The 20,812-nt window shown below is 64.5% G+C and carries 33 protein-coding genes; 7 read left to right on the top strand and 26 right to left on the bottom strand.

Annotation, left to right across the window (positions count from 1 at the left end):
• Positions 1 to 8: 8 nt before the first annotated feature.
• The 8 genes from EN818_RS15505 to EN818_RS15470 all read right to left on the bottom strand — a co-directional run bounded on the left by EN818_RS15505 (position 9) and on the right by EN818_RS15470 (position 7,149).
• Positions 9 to 2,054 carry a hypothetical protein gene (locus tag EN818_RS15505; protein WP_135904752.1) on the bottom strand — a complete coding sequence of 682 codons (2,046 nt, stop codon included), beginning with the start codon at positions 2,052 to 2,054 and terminating at the stop codon, positions 9 to 11.
• Between the two features lies 1 nt (position 2,055).
• On the bottom strand, positions 2,056 to 2,673 hold the full coding sequence (locus EN818_RS15500) for a hypothetical protein (protein WP_135904750.1): 618 nt from the start codon (positions 2,671 to 2,673) through the stop codon (positions 2,056 to 2,058).
• A 74-nt stretch (positions 2,674 to 2,747) separates the two neighbouring features.
• On the bottom strand, positions 2,748 to 3,029 hold the full coding sequence (locus tag EN818_RS15495) for a hypothetical protein (protein WP_135904748.1): 282 nt from the start codon (positions 3,027 to 3,029) through the stop codon (positions 2,748 to 2,750).
• Positions 3,030 to 3,100: 71 nt separating this feature from the next.
• A complete protein-coding gene (locus EN818_RS15490) occupies positions 3,101 to 3,976 on the bottom strand; it encodes a phage capsid protein (RefSeq protein WP_135904746.1) in 876 nt (291 codons plus the stop codon).
• Between the two features lie 162 nt (positions 3,977 to 4,138).
• The gene (locus EN818_RS15485; protein ID WP_189523795.1) at positions 4,139 to 5,002 is read right to left on the bottom strand and encodes a hypothetical protein; all 864 of its coding nucleotides are present in this window, start codon (positions 5,000 to 5,002) and stop codon (positions 4,139 to 4,141) included.
• 14 nt (positions 5,003 to 5,016) lie between these two features.
• Positions 5,017 to 5,361 (bottom strand): hypothetical protein, encoded by a 345-nt coding sequence (locus EN818_RS32705; protein WP_189523794.1) that lies wholly within the window; start codon positions 5,359 to 5,361, stop codon positions 5,017 to 5,019.
• 20 nt (positions 5,362 to 5,381) lie between these two features.
• A complete protein-coding gene (locus EN818_RS15475) occupies positions 5,382 to 6,944 on the bottom strand; it encodes a portal protein (RefSeq protein ID WP_135904739.1) in 1,563 nt (520 codons plus the stop codon).
• Between the two features lies 1 nt (position 6,945).
• Positions 6,946 to 7,149 carry a hypothetical protein gene (locus EN818_RS15470; protein ID WP_135904737.1) on the bottom strand — a complete coding sequence of 68 codons (204 nt, stop codon included), beginning with the start codon at positions 7,147 to 7,149 and terminating at the stop codon, positions 6,946 to 6,948.
• A 39-nt stretch (positions 7,150 to 7,188) separates the two neighbouring features.
• Between EN818_RS15470 and EN818_RS32700 the strand changes: the two genes are divergently transcribed.
• Positions 7,189 to 7,365: a hypothetical protein gene (locus EN818_RS32700; protein ID WP_189523793.1), complete on the top strand. Its 177-nt coding sequence runs from the start codon at positions 7,189 to 7,191 to the stop codon at positions 7,363 to 7,365.
• A gap of 160 nt (positions 7,366 to 7,525) precedes the next feature.
• On the opposite strand, the gene EN818_RS15465 is transcribed toward EN818_RS32700, so the two are convergent.
• From EN818_RS15465 to EN818_RS15380, 18 genes are all read right to left on the bottom strand, one after another.
• Complete coding sequence (locus tag EN818_RS15465) at positions 7,526 to 9,220, bottom strand: hypothetical protein (RefSeq protein WP_135904735.1); 1,695 nt, start codon at positions 9,218 to 9,220, stop codon at positions 7,526 to 7,528.
• Entirely contained in the window at positions 9,217 to 9,618 is a 402-nt protein-coding gene (locus EN818_RS15460) for a hypothetical protein (RefSeq protein WP_135904733.1), read from the bottom strand. The genes EN818_RS15465 and EN818_RS15460 overlap by 4 nt, the downstream gene beginning before the upstream one ends.
• Positions 9,619 to 9,982: 364 nt before the next feature.
• Positions 9,983 to 10,555: a hypothetical protein gene (locus EN818_RS15455; protein WP_135904730.1), complete on the bottom strand. Its 573-nt coding sequence runs from the start codon at positions 10,553 to 10,555 to the stop codon at positions 9,983 to 9,985.
• Between the two features lie 536 nt (positions 10,556 to 11,091).
• Positions 11,092 to 12,975 carry a hypothetical protein gene (locus EN818_RS15450; protein ID WP_135906534.1) on the bottom strand — a complete coding sequence of 628 codons (1,884 nt, stop codon included), beginning with the start codon at positions 12,973 to 12,975 and terminating at the stop codon, positions 11,092 to 11,094.
• Between the two features lie 80 nt (positions 12,976 to 13,055).
• Positions 13,056 to 13,718, bottom strand: a complete 663-nt coding sequence (locus tag EN818_RS15445; protein WP_135904726.1) for a hypothetical protein — start codon at positions 13,716 to 13,718, stop codon at positions 13,056 to 13,058.
• Between the two features lies 1 nt (position 13,719).
• Positions 13,720 to 14,034: a Gp49 family protein gene (locus EN818_RS15440; RefSeq protein WP_135904724.1), complete on the bottom strand. Its 315-nt coding sequence runs from the start codon at positions 14,032 to 14,034 to the stop codon at positions 13,720 to 13,722.
• 4 nt (positions 14,035 to 14,038) lie between these two features.
• A complete protein-coding gene (locus EN818_RS15435; protein WP_135904722.1) occupies positions 14,039 to 15,193 on the bottom strand; it encodes a toprim domain-containing protein in 1,155 nt (384 codons plus the stop codon).
• Positions 15,190 to 15,507: a hypothetical protein gene (locus EN818_RS15430; RefSeq protein ID WP_135904720.1), complete on the bottom strand. Its 318-nt coding sequence runs from the start codon at positions 15,505 to 15,507 to the stop codon at positions 15,190 to 15,192. Before EN818_RS15430 ends, EN818_RS15435 begins: the two co-directional genes overlap by 4 nt.
• Positions 15,507 to 15,812 (bottom strand): hypothetical protein, encoded by a 306-nt coding sequence (locus EN818_RS15425; RefSeq protein ID WP_135904718.1) that lies wholly within the window; start codon positions 15,810 to 15,812, stop codon positions 15,507 to 15,509. Before EN818_RS15425 ends, EN818_RS15430 begins: the two co-directional genes overlap by 1 nt.
• Positions 15,809 to 16,084: a hypothetical protein gene (locus EN818_RS15420; RefSeq protein WP_135904716.1), complete on the bottom strand. Its 276-nt coding sequence runs from the start codon at positions 16,082 to 16,084 to the stop codon at positions 15,809 to 15,811. Before EN818_RS15420 ends, EN818_RS15425 begins: the two co-directional genes overlap by 4 nt.
• Complete coding sequence (locus tag EN818_RS15415) at positions 16,081 to 16,521, bottom strand: hypothetical protein (RefSeq protein ID WP_135904714.1); 441 nt, start codon at positions 16,519 to 16,521, stop codon at positions 16,081 to 16,083. Before EN818_RS15415 ends, EN818_RS15420 begins: the two co-directional genes overlap by 4 nt.
• Complete coding sequence (locus tag EN818_RS15410; RefSeq protein WP_135904712.1) at positions 16,518 to 16,781, bottom strand: hypothetical protein; 264 nt, start codon at positions 16,779 to 16,781, stop codon at positions 16,518 to 16,520. The genes EN818_RS15415 and EN818_RS15410 overlap by 4 nt, the downstream gene beginning before the upstream one ends.
• A gap of 129 nt (positions 16,782 to 16,910) precedes the next feature.
• Positions 16,911 to 17,282, bottom strand: coding sequence for a hypothetical protein (locus EN818_RS15405; RefSeq protein ID WP_135904710.1), 372 nt, complete (start codon positions 17,280 to 17,282; stop codon positions 16,911 to 16,913).
• Positions 17,279 to 17,554, bottom strand: a complete 276-nt coding sequence (locus EN818_RS15400) for a hypothetical protein (protein WP_135904708.1) — start codon at positions 17,552 to 17,554, stop codon at positions 17,279 to 17,281. Before EN818_RS15400 ends, EN818_RS15405 begins: the two co-directional genes overlap by 4 nt.
• Positions 17,551 to 17,898, bottom strand: a complete 348-nt coding sequence (locus EN818_RS15395) for a hypothetical protein (protein ID WP_135904706.1) — start codon at positions 17,896 to 17,898, stop codon at positions 17,551 to 17,553. The genes EN818_RS15400 and EN818_RS15395 overlap by 4 nt, the downstream gene beginning before the upstream one ends.
• Complete coding sequence (locus EN818_RS15390) at positions 17,895 to 18,140, bottom strand: hypothetical protein (RefSeq protein ID WP_135904704.1); 246 nt, start codon at positions 18,138 to 18,140, stop codon at positions 17,895 to 17,897. The genes EN818_RS15395 and EN818_RS15390 overlap by 4 nt, the downstream gene beginning before the upstream one ends.
• Positions 18,137 to 18,466, bottom strand: coding sequence for a hypothetical protein (locus EN818_RS15385; RefSeq protein WP_135904702.1), 330 nt, complete (start codon positions 18,464 to 18,466; stop codon positions 18,137 to 18,139). Before EN818_RS15385 ends, EN818_RS15390 begins: the two co-directional genes overlap by 4 nt.
• Positions 18,463 to 18,732, bottom strand: coding sequence for a hypothetical protein (locus EN818_RS15380; RefSeq protein ID WP_135904700.1), 270 nt, complete (start codon positions 18,730 to 18,732; stop codon positions 18,463 to 18,465). Before EN818_RS15380 ends, EN818_RS15385 begins: the two co-directional genes overlap by 4 nt.
• A 117-nt stretch (positions 18,733 to 18,849) precedes the next feature.
• Here EN818_RS15380 and EN818_RS15375 point away from each other — a divergent pair, with 117 nt between their 5' ends.
• From EN818_RS15375 to EN818_RS15355, 6 genes are all read left to right on the top strand, one after another.
• Entirely contained in the window at positions 18,850 to 19,299 is a 450-nt protein-coding gene (locus tag EN818_RS15375; protein ID WP_135904698.1) for a hypothetical protein, read from the top strand.
• 102 nt (positions 19,300 to 19,401) lie between these two features.
• Positions 19,402 to 19,656, top strand: a complete 255-nt coding sequence (locus EN818_RS15370; protein ID WP_135904696.1) for a hypothetical protein — start codon at positions 19,402 to 19,404, stop codon at positions 19,654 to 19,656.
• Positions 19,653 to 19,916 carry a hypothetical protein gene (locus tag EN818_RS15365; RefSeq protein ID WP_135904694.1) on the top strand — a complete coding sequence of 88 codons (264 nt, stop codon included), beginning with the start codon at positions 19,653 to 19,655 and terminating at the stop codon, positions 19,914 to 19,916. Before EN818_RS15370 ends, EN818_RS15365 begins: the two co-directional genes overlap by 4 nt.
• On the top strand, positions 19,913 to 20,245 hold the full coding sequence (locus tag EN818_RS15360) for a hypothetical protein (RefSeq protein ID WP_135904692.1): 333 nt from the start codon (positions 19,913 to 19,915) through the stop codon (positions 20,243 to 20,245). Before EN818_RS15365 ends, EN818_RS15360 begins: the two co-directional genes overlap by 4 nt.
• Positions 20,242 to 20,403 carry a hypothetical protein gene (locus EN818_RS32695; RefSeq protein WP_189523792.1) on the top strand — a complete coding sequence of 54 codons (162 nt, stop codon included), beginning with the start codon at positions 20,242 to 20,244 and terminating at the stop codon, positions 20,401 to 20,403. Before EN818_RS15360 ends, EN818_RS32695 begins: the two co-directional genes overlap by 4 nt.
• 139 nt (positions 20,404 to 20,542) lie before the next feature.
• On the top strand, positions 20,543 to 20,809 hold the full coding sequence (locus tag EN818_RS15355) for a hypothetical protein (protein WP_135906532.1): 267 nt from the start codon (positions 20,543 to 20,545) through the stop codon (positions 20,807 to 20,809).
• Positions 20,810 to 20,812: the final 3 nt, after the last annotated feature.

Below are 20,812 nucleotides of genomic sequence, written 5' to 3'. Positions count from 1 at the left end.
GGCCTCCCCTAGAGCGACGCTTCGATGGTGATCGACCGAACCGTCATCCGGCCAGGCCGCGTTTGTGTGATGGTGACATACGGATCGTCCTGGTAACCGGTGAGGCCGCGAATTTTGAGATCGCCGGTGAACGGCGCCTGCAGCTCGGGCACGTCCGCCACTGCGCCGTATCGGAGCAAATCGATGTCGACAGGCGCCTTGCCGTTGACGCCGATGGCGACCGACGTCGTGTCGAGCACGGACAGGATAACGGAATGGATCCGCGCTCTCCGCTTCAAGACAATGTTCGGCCCGACAGTGCGCGGCAGCGGCAACGTCTGCACTACTGGCGGCGACCAGGTGCCTACAGTCACCGCCATGACGGCGACCGGCAAGGTGAGCGAACCGCCGGCGACATGGAACGGCCCGAACACGTCGTCGTCGCCGATTGCCCAGACATCGCGCCCGTTGAAGCGCGCCAGGCCGCCGATTACCGTCGTCGGCACGCCGTAGGTGAACGAGATCGCGGCATCGAGCAGCAAGCCATTTTCGAAGCGCTCGAGGCGGCGCGCGTCCGGCCGGTCGACAAGCCAGCTCATTTCGTTGCGGCCGTTGACCGAGACGGCGATCGGCGTGCCGGCCGTCGTCATGCGCGTGAAGGCGGTGACCTCCTGTTCGCGCAGGATGGTGACCAGCCTGGCGTCACCACTGTCGAGGATCATCCCGAGCAGGTTTCCGCTGGTCGAGTTGGTGGCGCGGCGAATAGCAAGATCCTTGCCGTGATTGACCAGGTGCGGCGCCAGCAGCGAAATATCGGTGGCGACGAAATTGCCCTCGACATCGGTGTAGCGGTTCTCGCCGAGCACATCGCCGTCGGAATGCAGGAACAGCGCGGCGCCTTCGCTCTCGACGATCGGCACGCCACGGCGCGCGCCGTGGCGCGATGATTGGACGTGGTTCGGCGCCGTCGTCTTCGAAAGCGCCCGTTCGGCCAGCCAGTATTCCGCCTGGGTCGTGAAGATCAGCAGGTTGCGGTTCGGAACGATGCGCTCGATCCGTTCGCCGCCGGCGACGTCCATGGGGATCAAGGTCGGCCCATTGGCCTCGACGAAGCGCTTGTCGTAGTTGAAATAGTCGCCGACCTTCGAGAACATCCATGCATTCGGCAGCGATTTGAAACCGCCGATCAGAAGCCGCTGGCTGTAGAAGGCGCCGCAATGTGGCCAGCCCTTCGTGGCCGATATCAGATCCTCCCCAGGCTCGACGCCAGGTGTCACTTTGAATGACAGGATAGCCGCGTCGGCCTTGTTGATCACGCGGCCCGTCACGGCCCAGCCGTCGCCTTCGTTGCCCACGCCGTCGAAGGTGATCTTGACCTTGGTGCCGCCGGTGCCGCCGCTCGAGGAAACGCAGGTTACACCAGGTGCGACATTGGGAAGGTCGAGCACGGCGGTTTCAACGCGCCCTGCCATCACCAGCATGTCGTTCGTGTAGTCGATCGACAGGGTGTCCTGGTTCGACACCGTCAGCACGAAAAAGGACGAGGCCGGGTCCAAGCCTGCGAACTCGACTTCCCAGACGGCCGAGACGCCGTTGGTGTAGACGCCGCCATAGTCATAGGTCGGGATCCCGACGAACGGCACGTCGTCGACCGCCCAATTGTTCGGCGCCAGGATCTTGATGCGCTGCGGCTTCAACTCAGTGTGGAAAAGCAGCATCGTGTCGAGCTGCTGCGCAACGGTGAACGTTGCTAGCATATCGGCCGTCAGCCCCGTCACGACTGTGTCGAGCTCGGCCGTTTCACCCCACATGGCGCAGCCAAGCGGCTTGAACACCAGGTCGTAAGACGATCCATCGGAAGCGTCGAAGGGAAAGAGCCGCGTCGCTGCAGCGTCGACGGCGCCGACATCGCGCATTCCGTCCCGGACCTTGAAGCCGCCTTGCGGGATGACCTGGACGTTTTCCATCCGCCTCGAGCCGGTGCCGAAGTATTTCAGCTCCCAGCGATCGTGAAGTGAAGGGTCGAGCTCGCCGGCGGTGCTCGCCGATTGCATCCTGCCAGGGCGTGCGACCATGTCAGCTCTTCCACGCGCGTTCGAAGGGGTTGTTCGACCAGTCGGGCTTGCGCGGCGGCGTCGCCTGGGCATCCTCGTTGATGGCGGCGCGCATCTGTCCGCCACGGAAATTATCGACGGAGCTGCCGTAGGCGACTTGCGTCAGCGTCTCCAGCGTCTGGCGATCGGAGGCCAGCGAGAAGGCGAGCCTGGCGGCGACCGCGCTGATCGTGCAGGATTTGAACGTGGCGCTCCAAAGGTGCGGCGCAGGGATGATCTTGATCATCGCGAACAGCGGCTCGCAGCTCGCGTGCACCGTGGCGTCGACCAGGCTGTAGCGATTGAAGCGCCGATCGGGACTGGTGATGTCGTCCGTGACGTAGATGGGCGGCCCGATGCGCTCGGGAGGCAGATCGAACACATAGGTCCAGCCGGACAGCGGCACGGCGTCGCTGACGCGGGAAAGCTGGCGGACCGATCGGCAGAACGAAAACTGATAGACGCCGCAGTTGAAACCGACGACGTCCTCATAGATCGAGATCGCGGCGCCCCCGGCCTCGCCGTCGAAATCCTCGAGCGGATCCTCGCCAATGATGGCGCAGGCGGCGTTGACGATATCGAGAGGCTGCAGCAACGGCATGATCGGCTCCTACAGTGACCAAAAACCAGCCCCGGCGACGTGACGCGCCGGAGCTGGCGACGAAGCGCGAAACGTCAGGCGACGTTCTGCGCCGCGATCGTGACGACGCCTGCAGCGACGGCGGTGACGAGGTAGTTGCGCAGCATCGGCGCGCCGTCATTGTCGAGCGACATCATGATGATGTCGCCCTTCTTCAGCCGGGTCGCGATGCTGTTGAAGTAGCCCGCGGTGATGACAGCGGCCGTGTCGTCGTTGGTGACGTAGGCATGCAGGCAGACATTGGTGCCTGCAGCGCCGTTCACATCGGGCGTGCCAATGTGGGTGAGGGTCTTGAAGCCTTTGGCGTTGAAAGCCATGGTCCGGGATCTCCGTTGCGGTTTTGGGAACGAGCGCCCGGCAGAGCCTCCGCCGGGCGCGGTCAGTCAGATCAGACGATGGCGATCGCGCTGTTCGAGCTGGTGGTGAAGCACTTGATGCCCTTGCCTTCCTGCATCGTGGTGGCGCAGCCCTTGGCCTGCATGTTGATGGTCCACCAGTCTTCGTAGTTGTCCCACTGCGGGATCACGCGAAGATCGGTATGGTTGCCCCAGCCGAGCGCCGACTTGTGCCAGATCATCAGATCCTGCTTGTTGGCGCCGGGCACCCGGTAGAAGTCTTCCGGATCTTCCTCGACCTGCAGGAACCAGTTGACGCCGTTCCAGAAGCGGGTGTCGGTCGCCTGGGTGAACGGCAGGTCCTTCACGTGGTCGGCCGAGTTCACCACCTTGTTGCCAAGGAACTGGTTCCACTGCAGTGAAGGCAGGCCGCAATAGACCTGGCCGTCCCACGGCACCTTGTCGTCCTGCAGCGCCTTGCAGAGCGTGAGGGCATTGGCGGCGCTGAAGGCACCGGCCGAGAAATCGAGACCAGCGTCGGCGGCCGGCTTGGCCGTCTTCATGACGGTGTAGACCTCGATATCGGTGGCGCGACCAAGCGCCATGGCGCCCGACTGGTAGACGATTTCCTTTTCGTCCACCGACATGCGGTCGAGGTTGAATTCCTCGACGGTGTCGAAGGCCACCCAAGTAGCGAGCGGAACTTCGAATTTCTTGCGATCAGCGCCGCCGGGAACGTTGCGCTGGTTGGCGGCGGTCTTTTTGCGCGCGACGGTCTTGCCTGCGAGCCAGAAGACGGCCTTTTCGGCGCCTTCGATGCGGGTTGCGGCCGTCACCATCGGGCGAAGGCGATTGCCCTTGTTCTGATAGATGTGCATGGCCCGGTTCGCGTACTGGGTCGGGAACCAGGTGGGTGCATTCACGGTCATTTGGGAAACTCCGATGTTAAAGGGAAACACCGGGGTGGAGAGGCCGCGAACGCGCCGGCAGGTCCGCCTTTGATCCTTGCAAGGAGGCGGAGAGGCCACCGGCGGCGCAGGTCCGCCCGAAAGTGCAAGAGAAGCCTAATCGGGCGGCGATGCGGTCAACTTTTACCAGGCCGTCTTGTTGGCCGGGGCAAGGCGCTGATAGGCCTCGTCGTACTTCTTGCGCAGGTCCTCGTCGAAGCGCTTGGCAGGGTCCGTATGGTTGCGGTTTGCCGGATCGATGCGCGGGTCGTTGTCGAGCTTTTTCAGATCCTCGACGGTCAGCGCGCCGGCGGCGTTGCCATCGCCACCGATGCGGATGCCGTTCTCGGCCAGGCGGCCGGCCAGCGCGCGAAGCAGAACATTGCCCTCCGCCGTGTCGGTCAGGCCGAGCATCGCCGCCTCGACCTTCGGCTTGAGCTTTTCCGGGATGTCCTTCAGCTGGGTCAAAAGGCCCTTAGCGAAGGCGTCGGTTTCGGTCAGCGCCTTGGTGGCGCCAGCCGCGTCGAGGCCGAGCTCGGTCGCGAACGTCTTCAATTCCACTTTCGGATCGAAAACCTCGCCGAGCAGTCCCTTTTCAGCCAGCGGCCCGTACAGGTCCTCGATCACACCGGCGAAAGCCTGCGCCGGGATGCCGTGCTTGTGGAAGGCCTGCCGCGCCTGGTCGAAAACAGGATTGGTTTTCAGGTCGCCGAAATACGGCCGCAGCTTGTCGCTCGGCTCATAGACATAGCCGTCCGGCTTGTCCGGCGCCTTCGGCATGGTGGCCAATTTGTCGCGCAGGCCGCCGAAACGGGTGTTGACGTCGTTGTAGCCACCCAGGAGCTTGCCCAAAGTCTCGTCAGCCGACGCGCCCTTGAACTCGTCGGGCAGGCCCGCCGGCGGCGCCCAGCCACCACCCCCGCCACCGCCGCCGGCACCATCACCGCCGCCACCGCCGCCGCCTTCAGGCGCGCGCAGCGGCAGGTACTTGTCCAAAAGTTTCCACATGTCACGTTCTCCGGTTAAGTCACGTCTCTCGGAAGGAGGGTTTCGCCTTGGCCTTTGGCTATCTGGCGAAATATTTCATGCGCGAGCGCGTTCTGACCCTCACGGAACGCGCCGAAAACGGCCATCGACATGGGGTCGAGGCCGAGATTGACGAAGAACACGGTTCGGTCGAGCGTGGCCTTGGCCATGGCCAGCAACGCTTTCTGTCCGCCCGGTGTCGCGGCGAAGTCCGCCCAGGCCCGCGCGACGGCCATGCCGTCTTCCCCCTCGAGGGCCTGGCGAACGTCCAGGCGCTCACGGATCTTCTCGTCCGCGCCTTCGAACCATTCCCAGCCGCTGCGCGCCGCGCCGGCGACCATGTCCTGGACGTTTCTGTCTCTCATGCTGTCGGCATCCCACCTGCGGCGCCTGTCGCTGCAGCGGCCGCCGCCAGCAGGGCCTGTTGCTGTTGCGCGGCCTCGTCCATTTGCTTCCGCTCATCCGTCGTCACGACGTATTTCGACGGCACGCCCATGTCGCCGGCGATATCAGTCAGCAGCAGCTCGAGCTTGGCGATGCGGTTGACGCCTTGCGGCGCGCCGGCCGACGTCAGGATGGCGATGACCATTTCCAGCCATTGGACGATCTTGCCGATGCGCTCCGCCTCACGGGCCAAGGCCAGCGGCGACTTCACCTTGACGCGCACCAGCAGCTGGTCGATCGGGATCTCGCTCCGGATCAGGCCCTTGTTGTAGGCGAGCTCCATACGCCGCCGCACGGACGGAACCACGATTTCCTTCACCAGGCGGCCGAACGCGCCGATATGGTCGGCGGCAAGCCGCTTGACGCGCTCAAGGATCTCGGTCGCCGATTTCACCGCCGCGCTGTCCGGCGGCAGCGTCTGATCCATCATCGTCGCCTTGATCTCGGACTGCATGTCCTTCACGACCAGGCCGGCCAGGTCGAGGCGCGGATCCGGGAAGCGGGAAACGGAAGGTCCGAGCGTGCCGCCGTTGCGCGCGACCTTCCAGAATACGCCGGGCTCGAGCGGCGACAGGTCTGGATTGAACACGCCGTCGTCGACGGCCGTGTAGATGCCGAGCATCGCGATCGCGCCCGCCTGCAGCATCAATCGCTTTGCGGTGTTGGCTGTCTTGATGGTCGGCATGGCAAGCATGACCAGGCCGCGACCCTTGGTTTCGCCCGGCACGCGCATGTAGCGCGGCGTCAGCCAGGGACAGGTGCGCGACATTGACGTGTAGATGATCGTTTCCTGCTTTTCGCACCAGATCAGCATCACCCAGCGGCGTTTCTGCTTGTCCCAGACGGTGTCGCAGTTGACGTCGATCTCTTCCTCGGGCTTGGTCCGGTACCTCTCTGTCAGCTCGAGACCGAACTTGCCTTCCGGCCACGTGTCCCAAAGCACGCGCAGGCACATCTTTTGTGTCCAGAAGATGCCGGAGATCTTGTTGTTTCGGCCCTTCTCGAGAATGAGCTCGTCTACCGACACCGAAATCGGCTCCCATAGCAGATCGGGATCATCAGTCGAATTCATCAGCATGGCACCGGTGCCGGCCGAGAGCTCAAGCGCCATTTCGTGGAACGCCATGTCCCAGTCGCCATCATCGTCGAAGGCGGCGAGCACCTTCGAGATCGGCTCGAGCTCGGCCTTCATGCTCTCGCGCTGTTCCTGGTCGAGAATGATCGGCCCGGGCTCGAGCTCGAAATTCTGCTGGCCACTGGGCCAGAGATCTTGCTGCAGCTTGCCGGCAAAGCGGAACGCGCTGTCGATCGCCGTCTGATCGAAGACCTGGTCGACGCGCTTTTCACCGGCACCGGTATCGCGCGTCGATTTGCGGTACGGGATGGCGTATTGAAACGCCTCGTCGACGAGCGGCTGAAAGGTGTCGTGCTCGCGCTTGGCGGCGTTGCGCCGCTCCTTCAGGCGTTTCGTCTCGTACATGTCAGCCGAACGTGTCCTGGCCGGCGCCCGACAGGAAGGTCAGCAGCCCGCGACCCTGCTTGCGGGTGCCTCCGGCCGGGCTCGCCGCCGCCTGGTCGATCTCGCCTTGCTGCTTGGCTAGATCGGCGAGGCTTCGCCGCTGCTGCGCCTCGAGCTGTTGCTTGGCGATATCGCTTCCCTTGTTTCCGCCGAAAAGGGTTGCCATGACCAGACTTCTCCTGTTTGCGTTGCTTCGAAAAACGTCATGCCGACTGCAGCCGCGATCCGTTTCCCCACATCGGAGGTGCAGACCGCCACGATTTCACGGTATCCGGTCGCCCGTATCGTCAACTTGATCGCCTTGCACATGGCGAGCATGTGCCTGGCAGCCCCCGGCTGGACGTTGAACCACGCCTCGCCGCAGTCCGGCGTCAGCGGATAGATTCCGACGAGGCCGATCAGCTCGTCGCCGTCACGCACTGCCCACGTGCTGCCCTTCGCCCACATTTCGCGCGCCACCGCCCACATTAGCCGCGAGCTCGCGCCCGAGAGCTCAGCCATTTCGAACAGGGTTGCGGGCGACGTGATGGTGATCGGCATGGTCAGAACTTGTGCGGATTGAACCCGCCCCGCTCTTTCGGCACCGGCCGCCGATCGCCGCCAGCGACTTGCGAGCCCCACCTTTGCCCGCCGGCGGCGCGCTCGCCCTGGCCGCGTCCGGTGGCCGCACCACGGATTGCTGCAGCGCGGCCGCGAATGCCAAGCGTCACATACTGCCCGGCGTCCTGCAGATCGGACCACGGATGCAGCTTTTCGGGCGTGTCGTCATACTCGTTGCCCGAGTTCTCCGGCTTCTTGCGGAAACGGTACTTGCCTGCCGCGCCCTCGAGCCAAAGCGGACATTTTTCCGGGCAGACGATCAGATGCGAGTGCGGCTCGAGGTAGCCGCGCAGCTCCGAATTGATCGCATCGATGCGCATGCCGAGCTCGTTCGAGCCGTTGGCCGGAACCATCACCGGCAGGCCGAGGATGACCGACAGCAGCTCGAGCGCCGCCAGCTGGCCGCCTTCCTTGTCGGCACCGTATTGCGCTGCAGGGTCGACATAGACCTTGATCCGCGCGTCCGGATATTCGCTGTCGATCTTCATTTTCAGGCCCTCGCCAAAGCGCGCCGTGCCGACACCGTGGCCGAGATAGAATTCATCCAGGAAGGCGATGCGCGGCGTCCACGCCTGGGCGAAAATCGCCGCGGGCGACAGGCCCGATGTCGACGCATCGACGCCGATGTAGAGATCCAGTTCCGGCCGCCAGATCAGGCGGCCGCCGGCAACGTGCTTGAAGTAGGAGAAGCTGCTCAAAACCGGCTTGCCGGATCGCGAATAGCCGAACTCGTTGTCGACCATGCGCTTGACGAAATGTTCTTCCTGGTTGCGGATGATGCGGTCGTAGTAGTCCGCTTCCAGGTTGAAGCGGTTTTCGGCGTCGACCGATCGGCCGGACGGCTGGCGGAACAGCAGGCGGTCGGGCTTCTTGTTGGTGACAAAGGCCTTGTAGGTCCAGTTGTCGATTGTCGGCGCGTTCATGTCGCCAATGACGAAGCGCATGCGCGGCCCGGACGCGATCGACACCTTGCCCTTTTCCCGCGCCAGCGTGGCGAGCTCGGCTTGCGTCAGCAGGATATCGGACTTCGGATAGCGGCCGACGCGCTGCTCGAGATCGTCGAGAGCACCAGGTGCATGCGTGTCGAGCTCGTTTGGCCAAGCGCCGGAATATTCGCGGCCCTTCATCAGCGTCTCGATCGAGGCCTCGCCAAGGCCGGCGAATTCCGTGATCGCCTCGATCCGGACGCCGTCGGCGCCGACGAAGCGCAGCACATGCGTCACCGGGCGATCGTTTCCGCCCGTCCAGGTCGATCCCGGATAGCCCTTCGGGAACCACTGTTTCCAGCTTTCCAAAACGGTCTTTTCAGCCGAGCGGAAGGTGTCGCGCAGCACGATCCAGCGGCACATGCGCGTCGGCTTGCCGTCTTCCGGATGCCACGCCACCGGCGCCAGCGTCGCGGCATAGATCCGCGCGAATGCACAGGTCGTGGTTTTGCCGCCACCGAGCGGCCCCATGATGACCTTGGTCAGTGCCGTCGACAGGATGAAGGCCTGCGCCACCGGGCCAGGCGGAACGTATCGGTAGGGATCGAAGTGCTCGGCGAGCTCATACTTGGCGACGAGCTTGCGAACCTCTTCCTCCGCCAGGATGGTCAGATCGTCCCGGCTGACGATGTCGGAAATGTGCTCACTCACGACAGCACCACCAACTTGGGCCGCATCTTCCCGACCTTGGCCCGCTGCTCGACGAGCATCGGTACGCCGGGCCGCTCCCGAAACACTTTCGCAAGGATCTCGCGCACCAGGTCGGCGCCTGGCGCGTCGGTGGCGAGGATCATCAGGGCCGCGTCGGCCAGCGCGTCGCGAACGTTGGCGGAATTCGCCTCGATCGCGCCGGCCCCGGCCGCCGCCCGCGCCCTGGCCCGGCTTCGCTGCTGGGCGACCCGCATGTATTCCCGACGTTGGTCGGTCGACAGACTGGTGAAGCTGCCCGGCGCCGGCGCGCCCCGCACCGTCAGGCGGCGATAGAGCTCCGCCAACGCCTCATCTGGTGTCAATTTTGACGTGTCAAAATCCTGCGCTGCAGCATCCATCACGCGCAGTCCCCATACCCCGGACCCGCGCCCCGCAGCACCGCGTCGACCCGCGCCCAATTTTCTCCCTCACCACCGCCGGCCTCCGGCAGATGCAAAAACGGCAGACGGTGTGAGAACGCCTGCCCCTGTATGGGGGGTCGACCCCCCTTTCGGGGGAGGCCCGCGCCGCGCGCCAGGGTTGCAGTGCCGCCGGCGGCAGGCAGGGCTGCAGCTGCCGCCCTGGTCGAGGCCAGGTCGATCCTGCCAAACGAGGGGGACCCCTCCCTGCCCCGCTGATTTTCGATCAGCGGGCGCAGCACCCGAAACGCCAGCAATTGCAATGGCTTGGCCGCGTCGTGAGCCGTTTGCCCGTGAGCCGTTGTCATTCGCCCTCCGCTAAGTCGTTGTTTTCCTTGGTGTCGCCCTGCCAGGCGCGCTCGGCGTCGCCTTCGATCGGAGAGCCGACCGAGAGCGCCCGCTGCTCGGCCAGCCGGCGCGCGTCGGCCAGCTGGTTGGTGCCGAGATCGACGATCAGCGTCGGCAGGCGCTCGTCGATGATCTCGACCTGGACGGGCTTCTTGCCGTGCAGGTAGGGCGCCAGGGCGACAGCGACGGCGTGCTGTTCCTTGATGATCTCGAGCAGCGAGGGAACCGCCTGCGCCGTGCCCTTGCCGATCGCCACCCTCGTCTGCTCGTGCTCTTCGAACCAAGCCTGCAGCGCCACCGCGTCGGCCGTCAGCCACTCGGCCATGGCCTTGAGCGGATCCCGGTAGCCCATGGCCGAGTAGTAGCGCTCGAAATCCTTGGTCTTCAGGTTGAGCGCGCCGCTCGGCCGACCGCGCCCGCGCCGCTGCGCCTGCGCGCCGGCGTCGGCGAACGGATTGCCGATTTGGTGCCGTGCGCGCGCCTCTCGCGCCTGATCGTCGCTTTCGAACAGGTCCCGATCGCCGCTCATGCCGCCACCGCAATTATTTTAATGGTTTCGCCGGTGTCTTGGCCGTGTCTAGGCCGGTGTCTTTTGATTTTCGCAATGAAATCAATCACATGCAGAGAAATAGACACATAAGACACTTTAGACACATGGAAACTCGTACATGCGCGCGCGCGCATGCACATATGAGCAGCCATGGTGTCTAAGGTGTCTAACGTGTCTGAAATCATGAATTGCGCTTTGTTTTCAATGGCTTGGCGTCTAGACACTTCGAAGACACGAGCTAGACACCAGTAGCGCCCCGGACCCATCGGAGAGGCAAGAACCGCGCGATGCAGAGAGCCTACGCGGCCGCCCGAGCCGTCAACCGGCCTCCTTCTTGATCTCTGCAGGGTGAGGGTCAGGGAAAATGACGCGCGCGACTGGGTCCGGGGTGCGGACCACGGGTCAATCGCACCTGGTGCGATCGATACGAAATCGGCGCCGGCCTGCCGGCCGGCAAGATGATTTGCAATGTGACGTGTAGGATTGAAGTATTGCGAGCCAGCCATCGCAGTAATTCATCCGTGCTTGTGCAGCCAGCGCCGGAGCTCGGCCGCGCGAACGAGCGTGCAGCGCCGCTGGTGGCCGGCGACGGTGATGCGGTTCTTCGTCTTGTCGATGATGAAGATCTCGCGCGGTCCTCGTCGCAGCGCCCAGCTCCAGGACGTGGTCGAGACGCCGATCGGCGCGTAGGCCGTGCCGGCGAGCATGCGCTGCAGGATGTCGCTCTGGTGCGGCACGGCCAGGTAATAGCCCTCCAGGAGCTCGCCGCTGTCGACCAGGCCGAGATCCGCAGACGAAAGCCTGTCGGCCGCGTCGACAAACGAAATCGATTTGTTCTGCAGGTCCTCCAAGATCTGCGCCGGCGTGTGCCTGGTGCCGCCCTTGAACTGGTCGATCGGCCTGGTCAGGATCCGCTCTATGCAGTCCAGCCAGGTCGGCTTGACGTTCTCGAGCTCGGGCACCGCATCAGCCGCCAGCAGCGAGCCCCAATGGTCGAGATTTTCATACTCGAGCCCACAGGCTTCCATGCCCTCGTCGCCGAGCAGCAGATGCGCTGCAGCGAGGAACGTACCGAACGTGTTCTGTCCTCGAGCGTTGTGGCCATGCTCGCGCAGCGTTGTGCGATAGGCCTCATAGATGTCAGGGAAGTCCTCGAAGTGGTCCGCTACGCGACGCAACAGCCTTGGCCCGACCGTCTCGGCCGCCTTCAGCCGCGGCGCCTTGCCGTCGCCCGCATTGAGCGGATTGAGCTGCAGCACAGCCATGCGCGACATCGAGGCCGGCGGAATGCCCGGCGGATTGATGGCTGAAAAGCCGAAGGTCGATTGCGCCGCGAACTCGACGCCCTTGTGATCGCTGCCACCCCTGATGCGCACGGATCCCGACGCCGCGTCGCGCGCCATCTTGACGATCTTCTGCGCCTGGTCGGGATTGTCGTCGCCCTCGAGCTCGTCGATGAAGATCGGCAGGCTGTCATGGCCGACGATCTGATAGAGGCCCGCTTCACTGGCATTGGTGGTCGACAGCATCGATCGGCCGAGTGCGGCGCGAAACAGGCCGCTCTTGCCCGAGAGCTCGCTCTTGCCGGCGCCGCTGTCGCCGACAATGAAGACGGACGGCCGCCATTCCAGCGCCGCGCCCATAAGCGAGACGCCCATCCAGCCCAGGGCGAACATCACGTCGACGTCGCCGCGCTCGAAATTCCATGTCCGCAGATGCTTGACGATCTCGACGGCCGGGTTGATGTCCGACGTCACCGGGTCGGCCCAAGGCACGAGCGAGGCCTGCCGGCGGACGTAGAAGTAATCGCCGAGCTCGCCAGTGTCCTCGAGGCGGCCATTGACCCACAGATACTCGCCGCAATGCAGGACGAGCCGGCCCTCATTGTCGAGCCAGGCGCCACGGCCGCGCACGCGATCGGTCGGCGTCCAGGGACCGCGCGTCCTGCAGGCCGCGTAGAGATCCCGGCGCACTTCCTCGGCCTTGAAGCCCGTGACGCGGCGGTTCTTGCCGGCCGACCAGCTCGGCCAAGCCCAATAGAGAAAATCCTCGCAGCCGGCGAAAAGCTTCTGGACGCGCTCGACGCCGAGCGCCTTGTCGCCGCTGTTGAACACCTGGCCGGACGTGTCGACGAAATAATAGTCCTCGCCGGAATAGCCGAGTGGCCGCACCGGGCAATCGGCAGGCAGGTAGCCTGTCGTGTCGAGCTCGCCTTCCTCTCGCCAGGCGCCAGGCGTGATGCCCTCATAGGGCATGCCCTTGAGCGGCCATCGAATGGCCTGTCGCTTCAAGGCATGCTCGATCCGGCCAACCGATGCGCCGATGACGGCCGACACCTTCTTTTTGCCCGCAGATTTTTTTTCGGGTCCGGTGCCGAACCCGTCATTTTGGCCAGTCATTGCTGCTCGCGGTTGACAATTTTCCGGAAAATTTCAGGAGCGCGCGCCTCGGGTCCGGGCTCGAGGCGCGCGATAAGCGATCAGCGCTTTCGGTTGCCACGGCCGCCACGGTTCACAGGCGGTGTCGCCGGCGCCTCGCCGATCGACATAGGCGCGGGCTTCGCCGGCGGCTTGGCGGCGCCAGATCCCGACGACCTGGTCGCGCGCTTTGCCGCCTCCGCCAGCCGCTTCGCCTCGCGTTTGGCCTTCCGTTCGGCCTTCTGCGCCTGGTCGTAGCTGGCGATCTGCTCTTGCGCCGCGACGGCCTCCGGCCGCTGCGCGTGCAGGCTTTCCTCTTTCTCGTAGATCGTGTCCTCGACGTCGATCGCAGCCGGCGCCGGCCTGGTCGCGAGCTCGAGCGCCTTCTCGGCCGAGTTCTGCGCCTCGACGATGCGCGCGACGATGCTGCCGGCCGTCGACGCGAAAAGGTCGAAGGCCATCTTGATTGCCGGATCTTCGGCATTCCAGTCGCCGACATTGCGGTGCAGATACAGCGTCTCGCCGCCACAGCTACGCTTGGCGACATAAGCCGTCATGTCCTCGATCTCCGGCGTGACGTCGATGCCCTGCTCGAGCTCGTCATGCGTGAACCAGGTGGGGAGCGGCTTGACCTCGCCGAACTTCAGCAGGCCGGCGAGCTCGGCCGCCGCCACATGCGCGACGCGGCCGGCGAAGCTCACCGCGTTGATCTCCAGAATATCCATGTCAGACGCCCTCCGCGGCGGCCAGGTGCTCGCGCAATAGGTATCCCTCAAGCGGCCACATCTGGCGGAGGCAGTCTTCGCGGGCGAACTTCTCGCCCAGCTCCTGGTTGAAGTTGGCCGGGTCGGCCGGCGCGCTCTTGCCGACAAGGACGAAGCCATTGGTCAGCTTCATCAGGCAGATGGTCAGCGTCGGCTCGAGCTCGTGATTGATGAAGGCTTCATGTGCGATCTTCGCCTCCATACTGGCGAGCGTAACGCGGTGCTTTGTTTTCGCGACGGCTGCAGCGGCGGCGTCGCCGGTTTCTAGGCTGCTCATAACGTTAGTCCTCTTGGTTGAGAGCGTCGTTGACGTCCTTGCCCCAGTCTGCCGGCATCGCCAGCACCTCTACGGGCTTCTTGAACGACCGGAGCCGGGCTACCGCGCGATCGAACAGCGCGGCCGCCTGTGGCTTGCCCCAGTCGTTGTCTTTGAAGACGATCCAGGCGCTGACCGCCGGATGGTCGTGAATATGAAGGAGGCCCGACAGCGATCCTGCCGACCACATGCGCAAGGCGGGATGCGCGACGGCCGCCGACAGCGCGTCCTCTATGCCTTCCGTGATACCGCAGATCCCGGTCACGCCGGCCTCTGCAGCGCGCTCGGCCGAGAGCCCGGACGGCCCGTTCGTGCAGCGGATGACAAAGCCCTGGACGTCGCCCTTGAACAGCTTTTCGTTGATGTCTTTCGGGTCGAGGCCCTGCCGCGCGCCGAGCTCGCGCACCGGCGCCTTGCGCATGCCATCATGATCGATGAAGGTCAGGTGCAGCGCGTTCAGCCGGCCGTCGCCCGACACCATCGCCGAGACCATTGCGGGAAAGAGCGGGCCTCGACCGAGCCGCTGGCCCTCGCCATCGGTCGGCGCCAGCGGCCAGTATTCGCAGTCCGGCCGGAAGCGAAACGCCGGCGTGATGTGAGGCACGTCGGCCAGCACGACGCCACGCGTCGCTAGATACGTCTCGACCGGCGTGCCCAGGATCTTCGCCTGACAGGCATAGAACGTCTTGCGCACCCGCTCGCGCTGCTCGGCCTGGCTTTCGACGGCCGCTTTTTCGGCGAGCTCGCGCCGATCGGCGGCTTGCTTGTCCATGATGGCGCGCGTTTTCGCGTCGAGCTTGCGGATCCCGTAGCGGTCCTCCGCCCATTCGATCACGCGCATGCGGCTGTCCGGGCTGACCAGGCCTTCCTTGCCGAACGCCACCAGGTCGATGATGTCGCCCGTCTCGCCAGTCGTGAAATCCTTCCAGCCGCCGGCGCGCGCGCCGGTCAGATAGACATGCAGGTTCGCCGACTTCGACGAGCTCCACGGATTGATCAGCGCCCAGCGCAGCCGCTTGCGGCGCTTGGGGTTGGCATTGACCGAGCCGAACACGTCGGCGATCACCGACTTGATGTCGCCCTGCAGCTTGTCCTTCACCAGGCGAAACCGCGAGCTCATCTGAGATCGACCAGGGCGTGTCGGGCCAGAGCTCGAGCGGCGAATGGGTCGAAGCCGCGTTCCTCATAGGCCCGTTCGGTGAATTCGTGCGACGAATGGATCAGGTCGATTTCCATGCGACGCGGCGGGAAACCGTCGTCGAGCGCATGGGCGATCTTCACCGTGTCATAATTGAACGGCGCTGCAGCGATGACGCGGCGAATGTTCGGCGGCAGGCGGTCGAAAAACTGCATCAGCTCGACGCCGACAGGCGGCGTCGTCGAGTATTTGACGCCGTCGATCTTCTCGCCACTGTTGCCGCGATCTTCCCGCATCAGTGCGCGCAGCCGGTCCGGAGCGCGACCAGGCGCGGCAGTTCCCGCTCGATCTCCTTGATCTGCATGCGCCTGGCGTAGCGGTGCGGCGCCATGGCGATGAACTCCGCCTGCAGGGACATCAGCGCCGCCATGACCGCGTCGACGGCCGGCTGTCCGCCATTCGCCGCGATCTCGAGATTGACGGTGTTCAGCGCCTGCTTGATCGCGTCGCGGAATTCGCGGGTTTGTCCTTCCTGGCTGATCATCGCCTGGCGCTCGCGTTCGGCGATCTGCTCCGCCGTGGGTTCGATCGCTTCCATCATGTTCCTCCAAAGAGTTGCCGTTCCAGCCGCTCGAGCGCCTGGTCAAATTGCGCGTCCTCGCGCGCGTCCTCCACGCGGCGCAGATGCTTTGAGACGTTCTGCTTGGTGCAGCCGACGATCGCGGCCACGGTGGCGCCTGGCAGATTGCAGCCGACCGTCAGGAGGTAGAGTGCCACCGGCCGGCGCAGGTCAGCCGCCAGGCCGGAGGCCTCGACCACGGCGTTGACGCCGATCGCCGCTATGTGTCCCGCGCGCTCGATCAGGCGCGTCATGATGCAGCGCCTCGTGTTTCAGCAGACAGAACAAGCCAGTCGACCCAGTAGAACCCGTCATCCATAGGGCCGACGATGCCGCTGTCATCCAGGGAAGGATCGCAGATGATCCTGTTTCCATGCGCGACAACGACATGACCGGTCCCGTTCCGGCTCGTCCCGGAAAAGAGGTACGGTAGGCCCTTGCTCCAATGGCTCGCGTTATCGAGCGCCGCTTGCACACCTTCGATTGAGAAAGGGATGGACAGCCTAGTGACGCCAAGGCCCGCCAGAAAGCCGTCGATGAGCTCGCCCTGTTCCAGACCGGTGATCGAGCGATGCACGTGCGGCACCTGGTCTGCTTCGAGATCGAGGATGCACGCCACCGCAGTCCGGTAGCAGTCGCCAAAGACCCCTTTGTCAGGCGCATGACGAAACAATTGCTTTTGCAGCTTCATAGCGTGTCGCCTTCCGCCTCGAGCTCGCGCGCGATCGTCCGGAGCGCATAGGTCAGCGCCCTGATCTGGCGGGGAAAGGCGCGCTTGTGCCGCCGCATGTTGGTGAGGGTTCGTTCAGTCAGTCCGGCCCGGCTGGCGAGATCCGCCAGCGTGACGCCCAGGTGCTCGCGTTTCTTCTCGATCCGCTCGAGCTCGGCCGTGGCATCGGCCCGATAAGGCTTTCGCCGTGGCTTCTCTGCATTCTTGTTTTTGCGCGGCATGTCCCACCCATTGGAGCGCCTGAAAGGGGAGCGAGCCGGCCTTTGGGGCGAAGCCGGCTCGCAGGGAGCCACCGGCCAGGCAAAAAACCGGCGGATCCCAGGACGCAAAAGCAACACGCAACGAAATGGTCAGATGTCGATCGAGGGCGGCCCTTTCGCCTGACCGAGCTGCGGCGCGTCGAGCGGCCACAGCTTCGCGGCTTCCGGATCTTCCTTCTGCACCGGCGCGCCGGCGGCGTAGGCCGAGAGTTCGGCGCGCAACGTCTCGAGCTCGAGCGCCAGCGCGCCCGGCAAACCGCCGGCGGCCGAGCGCACTGCGCGCATGGCGTTTGTCCTCTGCAGCACGAACAGCTCGCCGGCGGGGAAATGCCGGCAGGCGTTGAGGAATACCGTTTCGAATTTCAGCAGCACGGCATCCGGGCAGCGCAGCAGCACGTCGGCGCGCGCCCGATCGCCATCGGCGTTGTGCAGTTGTTCGATGATCGGAAGTTTGTCGCTCATGCAGCCTTCCTTTCGGCGCGTTTCTTGTCGACGAGGTATTGCCGCACGTCGGCGACCGTGGCCGCGCCCTCGCCAGGCCGCAGCGAGATCACGGCCATCGGCGGCTCGCCCTTTTTCTCAATCCAGTCGGCGTCAAAGAGCTGGGTTCCGATCCAGCCGTCCTGCAGCGCCGCCACCTGCAGGCGGCCGAGAATGGCGGCAATGAATGTCGGCCGATCTTTGTATTGGCCGGTGAAGACGTCGGCCGTGGCGAAGCGCATTGATGTTCTCATGCCGCGCGCCTCATCTGAATGCGCGCCTCGAGCGCTTTGCCGTCATCGGTGAAGGACAGGCCGATTGCGCGGCAGCAGGGTTCGCAGACGTAGAACGTCATCACCCTGTTGTCGTCGCGACACTCGCTTTGCGCCCGCACGCGGCTCTTGACCGGGATCCCCTCGCCGCACAGCACGCAGTCATGCGGCTTCCTTGTCACCACCATGCGGTTTTCGATCAGCCGGACGTTTTCCCGATCGCCGGCGAAAAGGTCGAAGTTCAACACATCCTGGTCGAGCAGGCTCAGCTGCTGGTGCTGCAGTTTCTCGCGCCGGGTCGCGCGCATCGCCGGCGACCAGTTCATGCGCGCGCCTTTTTCTGATCGAGGAAGCCGCTGGCCGCGCGCTCGGCGAGTTCGCCCGGGCTGACGTCCTGGACGGCGAAGCAGCGCAGCGTGCGCGTCGTCTGCATGGCAGCTTCCATATCGACGACGGCCTCGACCATATCGCGCCGATCGGTGGCGCCGTGGCAGCGCCGGGTGAGCTCGCCGAGCGAGAGGCCGAGATTGAACGCGCGATCGCAGGCGCGGCGGAACCAGGCGCTCATTTCAGCATTACCTCCGCCAGCCTGCAGGCCTCGCCCTGGACGGCGGGACACGCCAAGCAGCCGCCATCAGGTCGCACTTTCGATTGCGCGCTCCTGCAGCCCATCAGACGGCGCAAATCGTCGAAGTCGCCGCGCGAGAGGCCGCGTGCGATTTGCGTCTCGATCATGCATTTGACGGTCGCCTCCTCGTCGAGCAGCAGCGGCCCGTTCTCTTTCGCCCAAAGAGCCGAGCGCTCTATGCGATCGGTCAGATCGTCGAAGTCGTCGACCAGCATCCAGCCCGAGACGATCTCGCGAAATCCGTCCCTCATCTGCAGCCCGTTCATGCAGCCCTCCGTTCGGCGAGATCCGGATGCAGTTCGATCAGGGAAAGCAGCAAAGCCCGTTCGCGCGCCTCGAGCACGCGCTGCACGGCGCGCAGGGTCCGCAACGTCGAGCCGCCGCCGGTTCGCCAGCGCGACGACGTCGACGCGGCAAGGCCGGCCTCTACCGCCAGCTTCGAAATCGGCACGCCGATCGCGGTGGCACGCTCGGCAATGGCTTCACTCGTAAGGATTTCCATGCGATTTTGCATTGCGCTTTCGCTCGACATATGTGCATTTATGCAACCCAAATCTGATTTGGCTTTGTTGTGTCAAGTGTGTTTGTGCAAGTCGCGTCGGCTATCCCCGTAACGCATCCTTCACTCCCGATTGTTGGAGTACGGCGGATGACGAAGGATGAGGGATCCTCGAATGCAGCCAGGGCGTTGGTCCGGCTGCATCGGGAATGGGCTTTGGAAATTTCCCGGCAACTCGATCTCACGCCGACGCAGATCGCCAAGCAGGCCGGCATGGTGCCGACGACGCTGACCAGGCTCGTCGCCAACGAAGATCATCCGCACGCCCTGTCGTCCACGACGATCGACAAGATCGTTCGCAAGTTCGGCGTCTCGCCGCCTGTCTCTCCGGACTACCAGGCGTTTCGGGAAGCCGTGGAACAGACGATCGCGGCCATGCACCGCAAGCAGGCGCTGCAGCTGGCAGGACCGGCGGACGTGGCGCGCGCTGTCGTCGAGCTCGCGGACTGGCTGGCAAAGGCCGGAAACGGCAAGGCTGAACAATTCGAAAGTGTCGTGTCGTTTGAGGTCGAACGCCTCAAGACGAAACGTTCCACGTGAAACGGAAATCACTCGCCTTTTGCATTTTTTAAAAAGGCAGTTGCATTAAAGCACACATCGGGTCATTTTTCGCCTCGCAACTGATTTGCGAGGTGATTTGCGATGACCAATGCGCTGGTGATCAGCTCGACAGAGGTCGCAGCACTGCTGCGCTACCGCTGCCGCGAGAGCTTTTCCCGTAAACGCCGCGCCCTCGAGGCGGCCGGCTTCCCCAAGAAACTGCCCGGGCTCAACGGCTGGTCGAAGCCGGCGATCGTGCGCTGGCTCGAGCACAACGGCCAGCTCGCCAGCAATGACGACACGCCGCCGGCGGCCGTGACCAAAGGGCCGACGAAGCTTGAAAGGATGTTCGGATGATCGACCCGCGCGCCCTGACGGCGACCGAGCGCGCCGCTGTCGAAATGATCCATGACCACGACCTTTACGGCAATACCAGCGGCTACTACGGCCGCCGGCCTCATCGTATCACCCGCGCGCTAGCCGCCTCACTCATCGGCCACGGCCTGGTGCGGCTCGACACCATCAGCGCGAAGGGCAGCAAGCTCGTTCTCACCGGCGCCGGCGTGGCCACCTACAACGTGATGGTCGAGCGCCGCACGCAAAGGAGGCGCGCATGAAGCGCAAGCTGGACATTGCGCAGGTCAAGCGCGCGATCGACGTCGTCGATGCCGGCCTGGCCGTCCTTTCGACGATGCCAAAGCTCGAAGATGCCTACGAGGAATGCCGGGCGCACGATCGCGCCGCGCGCACGATCCTTGCGTCGCTGCAGAACGAGCACGGCGCGACATGGAGCGCCAGCGGCCCAGGCGACTATCTGCAGCTCGCCGGCGTCCAGTCTTCCTGCACCAGCGGTGCCGCCGGCCTGCTGCGGAACTGGCGCAACGCCGCGCAGCGCCGCCTCGACGAGGCCGCGCTACGTGTCGACGCTCGGAGGATCGTCACGTGAACGACGCCCTTCTCATGCTCGCGATCGGCGTCGGCCTGGCGGTGGTGCTCGCCGCTGGCGTCGAGGCGGCGCACTGGCGGCCGATGCCGCGCCGCGTCGGTTTCGCTGTCCGCTACGAGCACCTGCCCGAGCGGCACAACCCGTTAGATCCCGCTTGAAGGGATCGGCCCGGCGGGATGGTCCTCCCACCAGCGTACCCGCCGGGCCTTATCAACCTCGCCGTCGACGAGAGTTCGGCGAGAACCTTGGGCGGGTGGCCGTGAATGGCACCCGCCAATTTCTTATCAGGAGCCCACCTTGGACATGCTGCTTACTGAGATCGAGAAACAGGCCTTGGCGGTCGCAGCGGCCCAACAAGCCGCCGACGCTCTCGCCGAATTGCTGCGGTTCGCCCGCGACGGCGAATGGCTGAATTCGACCTTCCATCCCGACGCTGACCCGGTGGAAAAGCTTTGCGATGCCGCCAAGCTGGCTTGCGAAATTATGCATGGCGAGCCGGATCCGGAAGGCGATCGCAATCAGCTGCACGGCGCCCTGGTCAAGTTCATCGAAGGCTGGGCCTGACGA

This window comes from Mesorhizobium sp. M3A.F.Ca.ET.175.01.1.1 (assembly GCF_004791945.1).
Lineage (GTDB): Bacteria > Pseudomonadota > Alphaproteobacteria > Rhizobiales > Rhizobiaceae > Mesorhizobium.
This window is presented reverse-complemented; position numbering and strand designations above follow the sequence as displayed.

Excerpts from the sequence above, each read along its gene's own strand:
- EN818_RS15505 (WP_135904752.1), bottom strand. The coding sequence starts at position 2,054 with ATGGTCGCACGCCCTGGCAGGATGCAATCGGCGAGCACCGCCGGCGAG.
- EN818_RS15500 (WP_135904750.1), bottom strand. The coding sequence starts at position 2,673 with ATGCCGTTGCTGCAGCCTCTCGATATCGTCAACGCCGCCTGCGCCATC.
- EN818_RS15495 (WP_135904748.1), bottom strand. The coding sequence starts at position 3,029 with ATGGCTTTCAACGCCAAAGGCTTCAAGACCCTCACCCACATTGGCACG.
- EN818_RS15490 (WP_135904746.1), bottom strand. The coding sequence starts at position 3,976 with ATGACCGTGAATGCACCCACCTGGTTCCCGACCCAGTACGCGAACCGG.
- EN818_RS15485 (WP_189523795.1), bottom strand. The coding sequence starts at position 5,002 with ATGTGGAAACTTTTGGACAAGTACCTGCCGCTGCGCGCGCCTGAAGGC.
- EN818_RS32705 (WP_189523794.1), bottom strand. The coding sequence starts at position 5,361 with ATGGTCGCCGGCGCGGCGCGCAGCGGCTGGGAATGGTTCGAAGGCGCG.
- EN818_RS15475 (WP_135904739.1), bottom strand. The coding sequence starts at position 6,944 with ATGTACGAGACGAAACGCCTGAAGGAGCGGCGCAACGCCGCCAAGCGC.
- EN818_RS15470 (WP_135904737.1), bottom strand. The coding sequence starts at position 7,149 with ATGGCAACCCTTTTCGGCGGAAACAAGGGAAGCGATATCGCCAAGCAA.
- EN818_RS32700 (WP_189523793.1), top strand. The coding sequence starts at position 7,189 with ATGCCGACTGCAGCCGCGATCCGTTTCCCCACATCGGAGGTGCAGACC.
- EN818_RS15460 (WP_135904733.1), bottom strand. The coding sequence starts at position 9,618 with ATGGATGCTGCAGCGCAGGATTTTGACACGTCAAAATTGACACCAGAT.
- EN818_RS15455 (WP_135904730.1), bottom strand. The coding sequence starts at position 10,555 with ATGAGCGGCGATCGGGACCTGTTCGAAAGCGACGATCAGGCGCGAGAG.
- EN818_RS15450 (WP_135906534.1), bottom strand. The coding sequence starts at position 12,975 with ATGACTGGCCAAAATGACGGGTTCGGCACCGGACCCGAAAAAAAATCT.
- EN818_RS15445 (WP_135904726.1), bottom strand. The coding sequence starts at position 13,718 with ATGGATATTCTGGAGATCAACGCGGTGAGCTTCGCCGGCCGCGTCGCG.
- EN818_RS15440 (WP_135904724.1), bottom strand. The coding sequence starts at position 14,034 with ATGAGCAGCCTAGAAACCGGCGACGCCGCCGCTGCAGCCGTCGCGAAA.
- EN818_RS15435 (WP_135904722.1), bottom strand. The coding sequence starts at position 15,193 with ATGAGCTCGCGGTTTCGCCTGGTGAAGGACAAGCTGCAGGGCGACATC.
- EN818_RS15430 (WP_135904720.1), bottom strand. The coding sequence starts at position 15,507 with ATGCGGGAAGATCGCGGCAACAGTGGCGAGAAGATCGACGGCGTCAAA.
- EN818_RS15425 (WP_135904718.1), bottom strand. The coding sequence starts at position 15,812 with ATGATGGAAGCGATCGAACCCACGGCGGAGCAGATCGCCGAACGCGAG.
- EN818_RS15420 (WP_135904716.1), bottom strand. The coding sequence starts at position 16,084 with ATGACGCGCCTGATCGAGCGCGCGGGACACATAGCGGCGATCGGCGTC.
- EN818_RS15415 (WP_135904714.1), bottom strand. The coding sequence starts at position 16,521 with ATGAAGCTGCAAAAGCAATTGTTTCGTCATGCGCCTGACAAAGGGGTC.
- EN818_RS15410 (WP_135904712.1), bottom strand. The coding sequence starts at position 16,781 with ATGCCGCGCAAAAACAAGAATGCAGAGAAGCCACGGCGAAAGCCTTAT.
- EN818_RS15405 (WP_135904710.1), bottom strand. The coding sequence starts at position 17,282 with ATGAGCGACAAACTTCCGATCATCGAACAACTGCACAACGCCGATGGC.
- EN818_RS15400 (WP_135904708.1), bottom strand. The coding sequence starts at position 17,554 with ATGAGAACATCAATGCGCTTCGCCACGGCCGACGTCTTCACCGGCCAA.
- EN818_RS15395 (WP_135904706.1), bottom strand. The coding sequence starts at position 17,898 with ATGAACTGGTCGCCGGCGATGCGCGCGACCCGGCGCGAGAAACTGCAG.
- EN818_RS15390 (WP_135904704.1), bottom strand. The coding sequence starts at position 18,140 with ATGAGCGCCTGGTTCCGCCGCGCCTGCGATCGCGCGTTCAATCTCGGC.
- EN818_RS15385 (WP_135904702.1), bottom strand. The coding sequence starts at position 18,466 with ATGAACGGGCTGCAGATGAGGGACGGATTTCGCGAGATCGTCTCGGGC.
- EN818_RS15380 (WP_135904700.1), bottom strand. The coding sequence starts at position 18,732 with ATGTCGAGCGAAAGCGCAATGCAAAATCGCATGGAAATCCTTACGAGT.
- EN818_RS15375 (WP_135904698.1), top strand. The coding sequence starts at position 18,850 with ATGACGAAGGATGAGGGATCCTCGAATGCAGCCAGGGCGTTGGTCCGG.
- EN818_RS15370 (WP_135904696.1), top strand. The coding sequence starts at position 19,402 with ATGACCAATGCGCTGGTGATCAGCTCGACAGAGGTCGCAGCACTGCTG.
- EN818_RS15365 (WP_135904694.1), top strand. The coding sequence starts at position 19,653 with ATGATCGACCCGCGCGCCCTGACGGCGACCGAGCGCGCCGCTGTCGAA.
- EN818_RS15360 (WP_135904692.1), top strand. The coding sequence starts at position 19,913 with ATGAAGCGCAAGCTGGACATTGCGCAGGTCAAGCGCGCGATCGACGTC.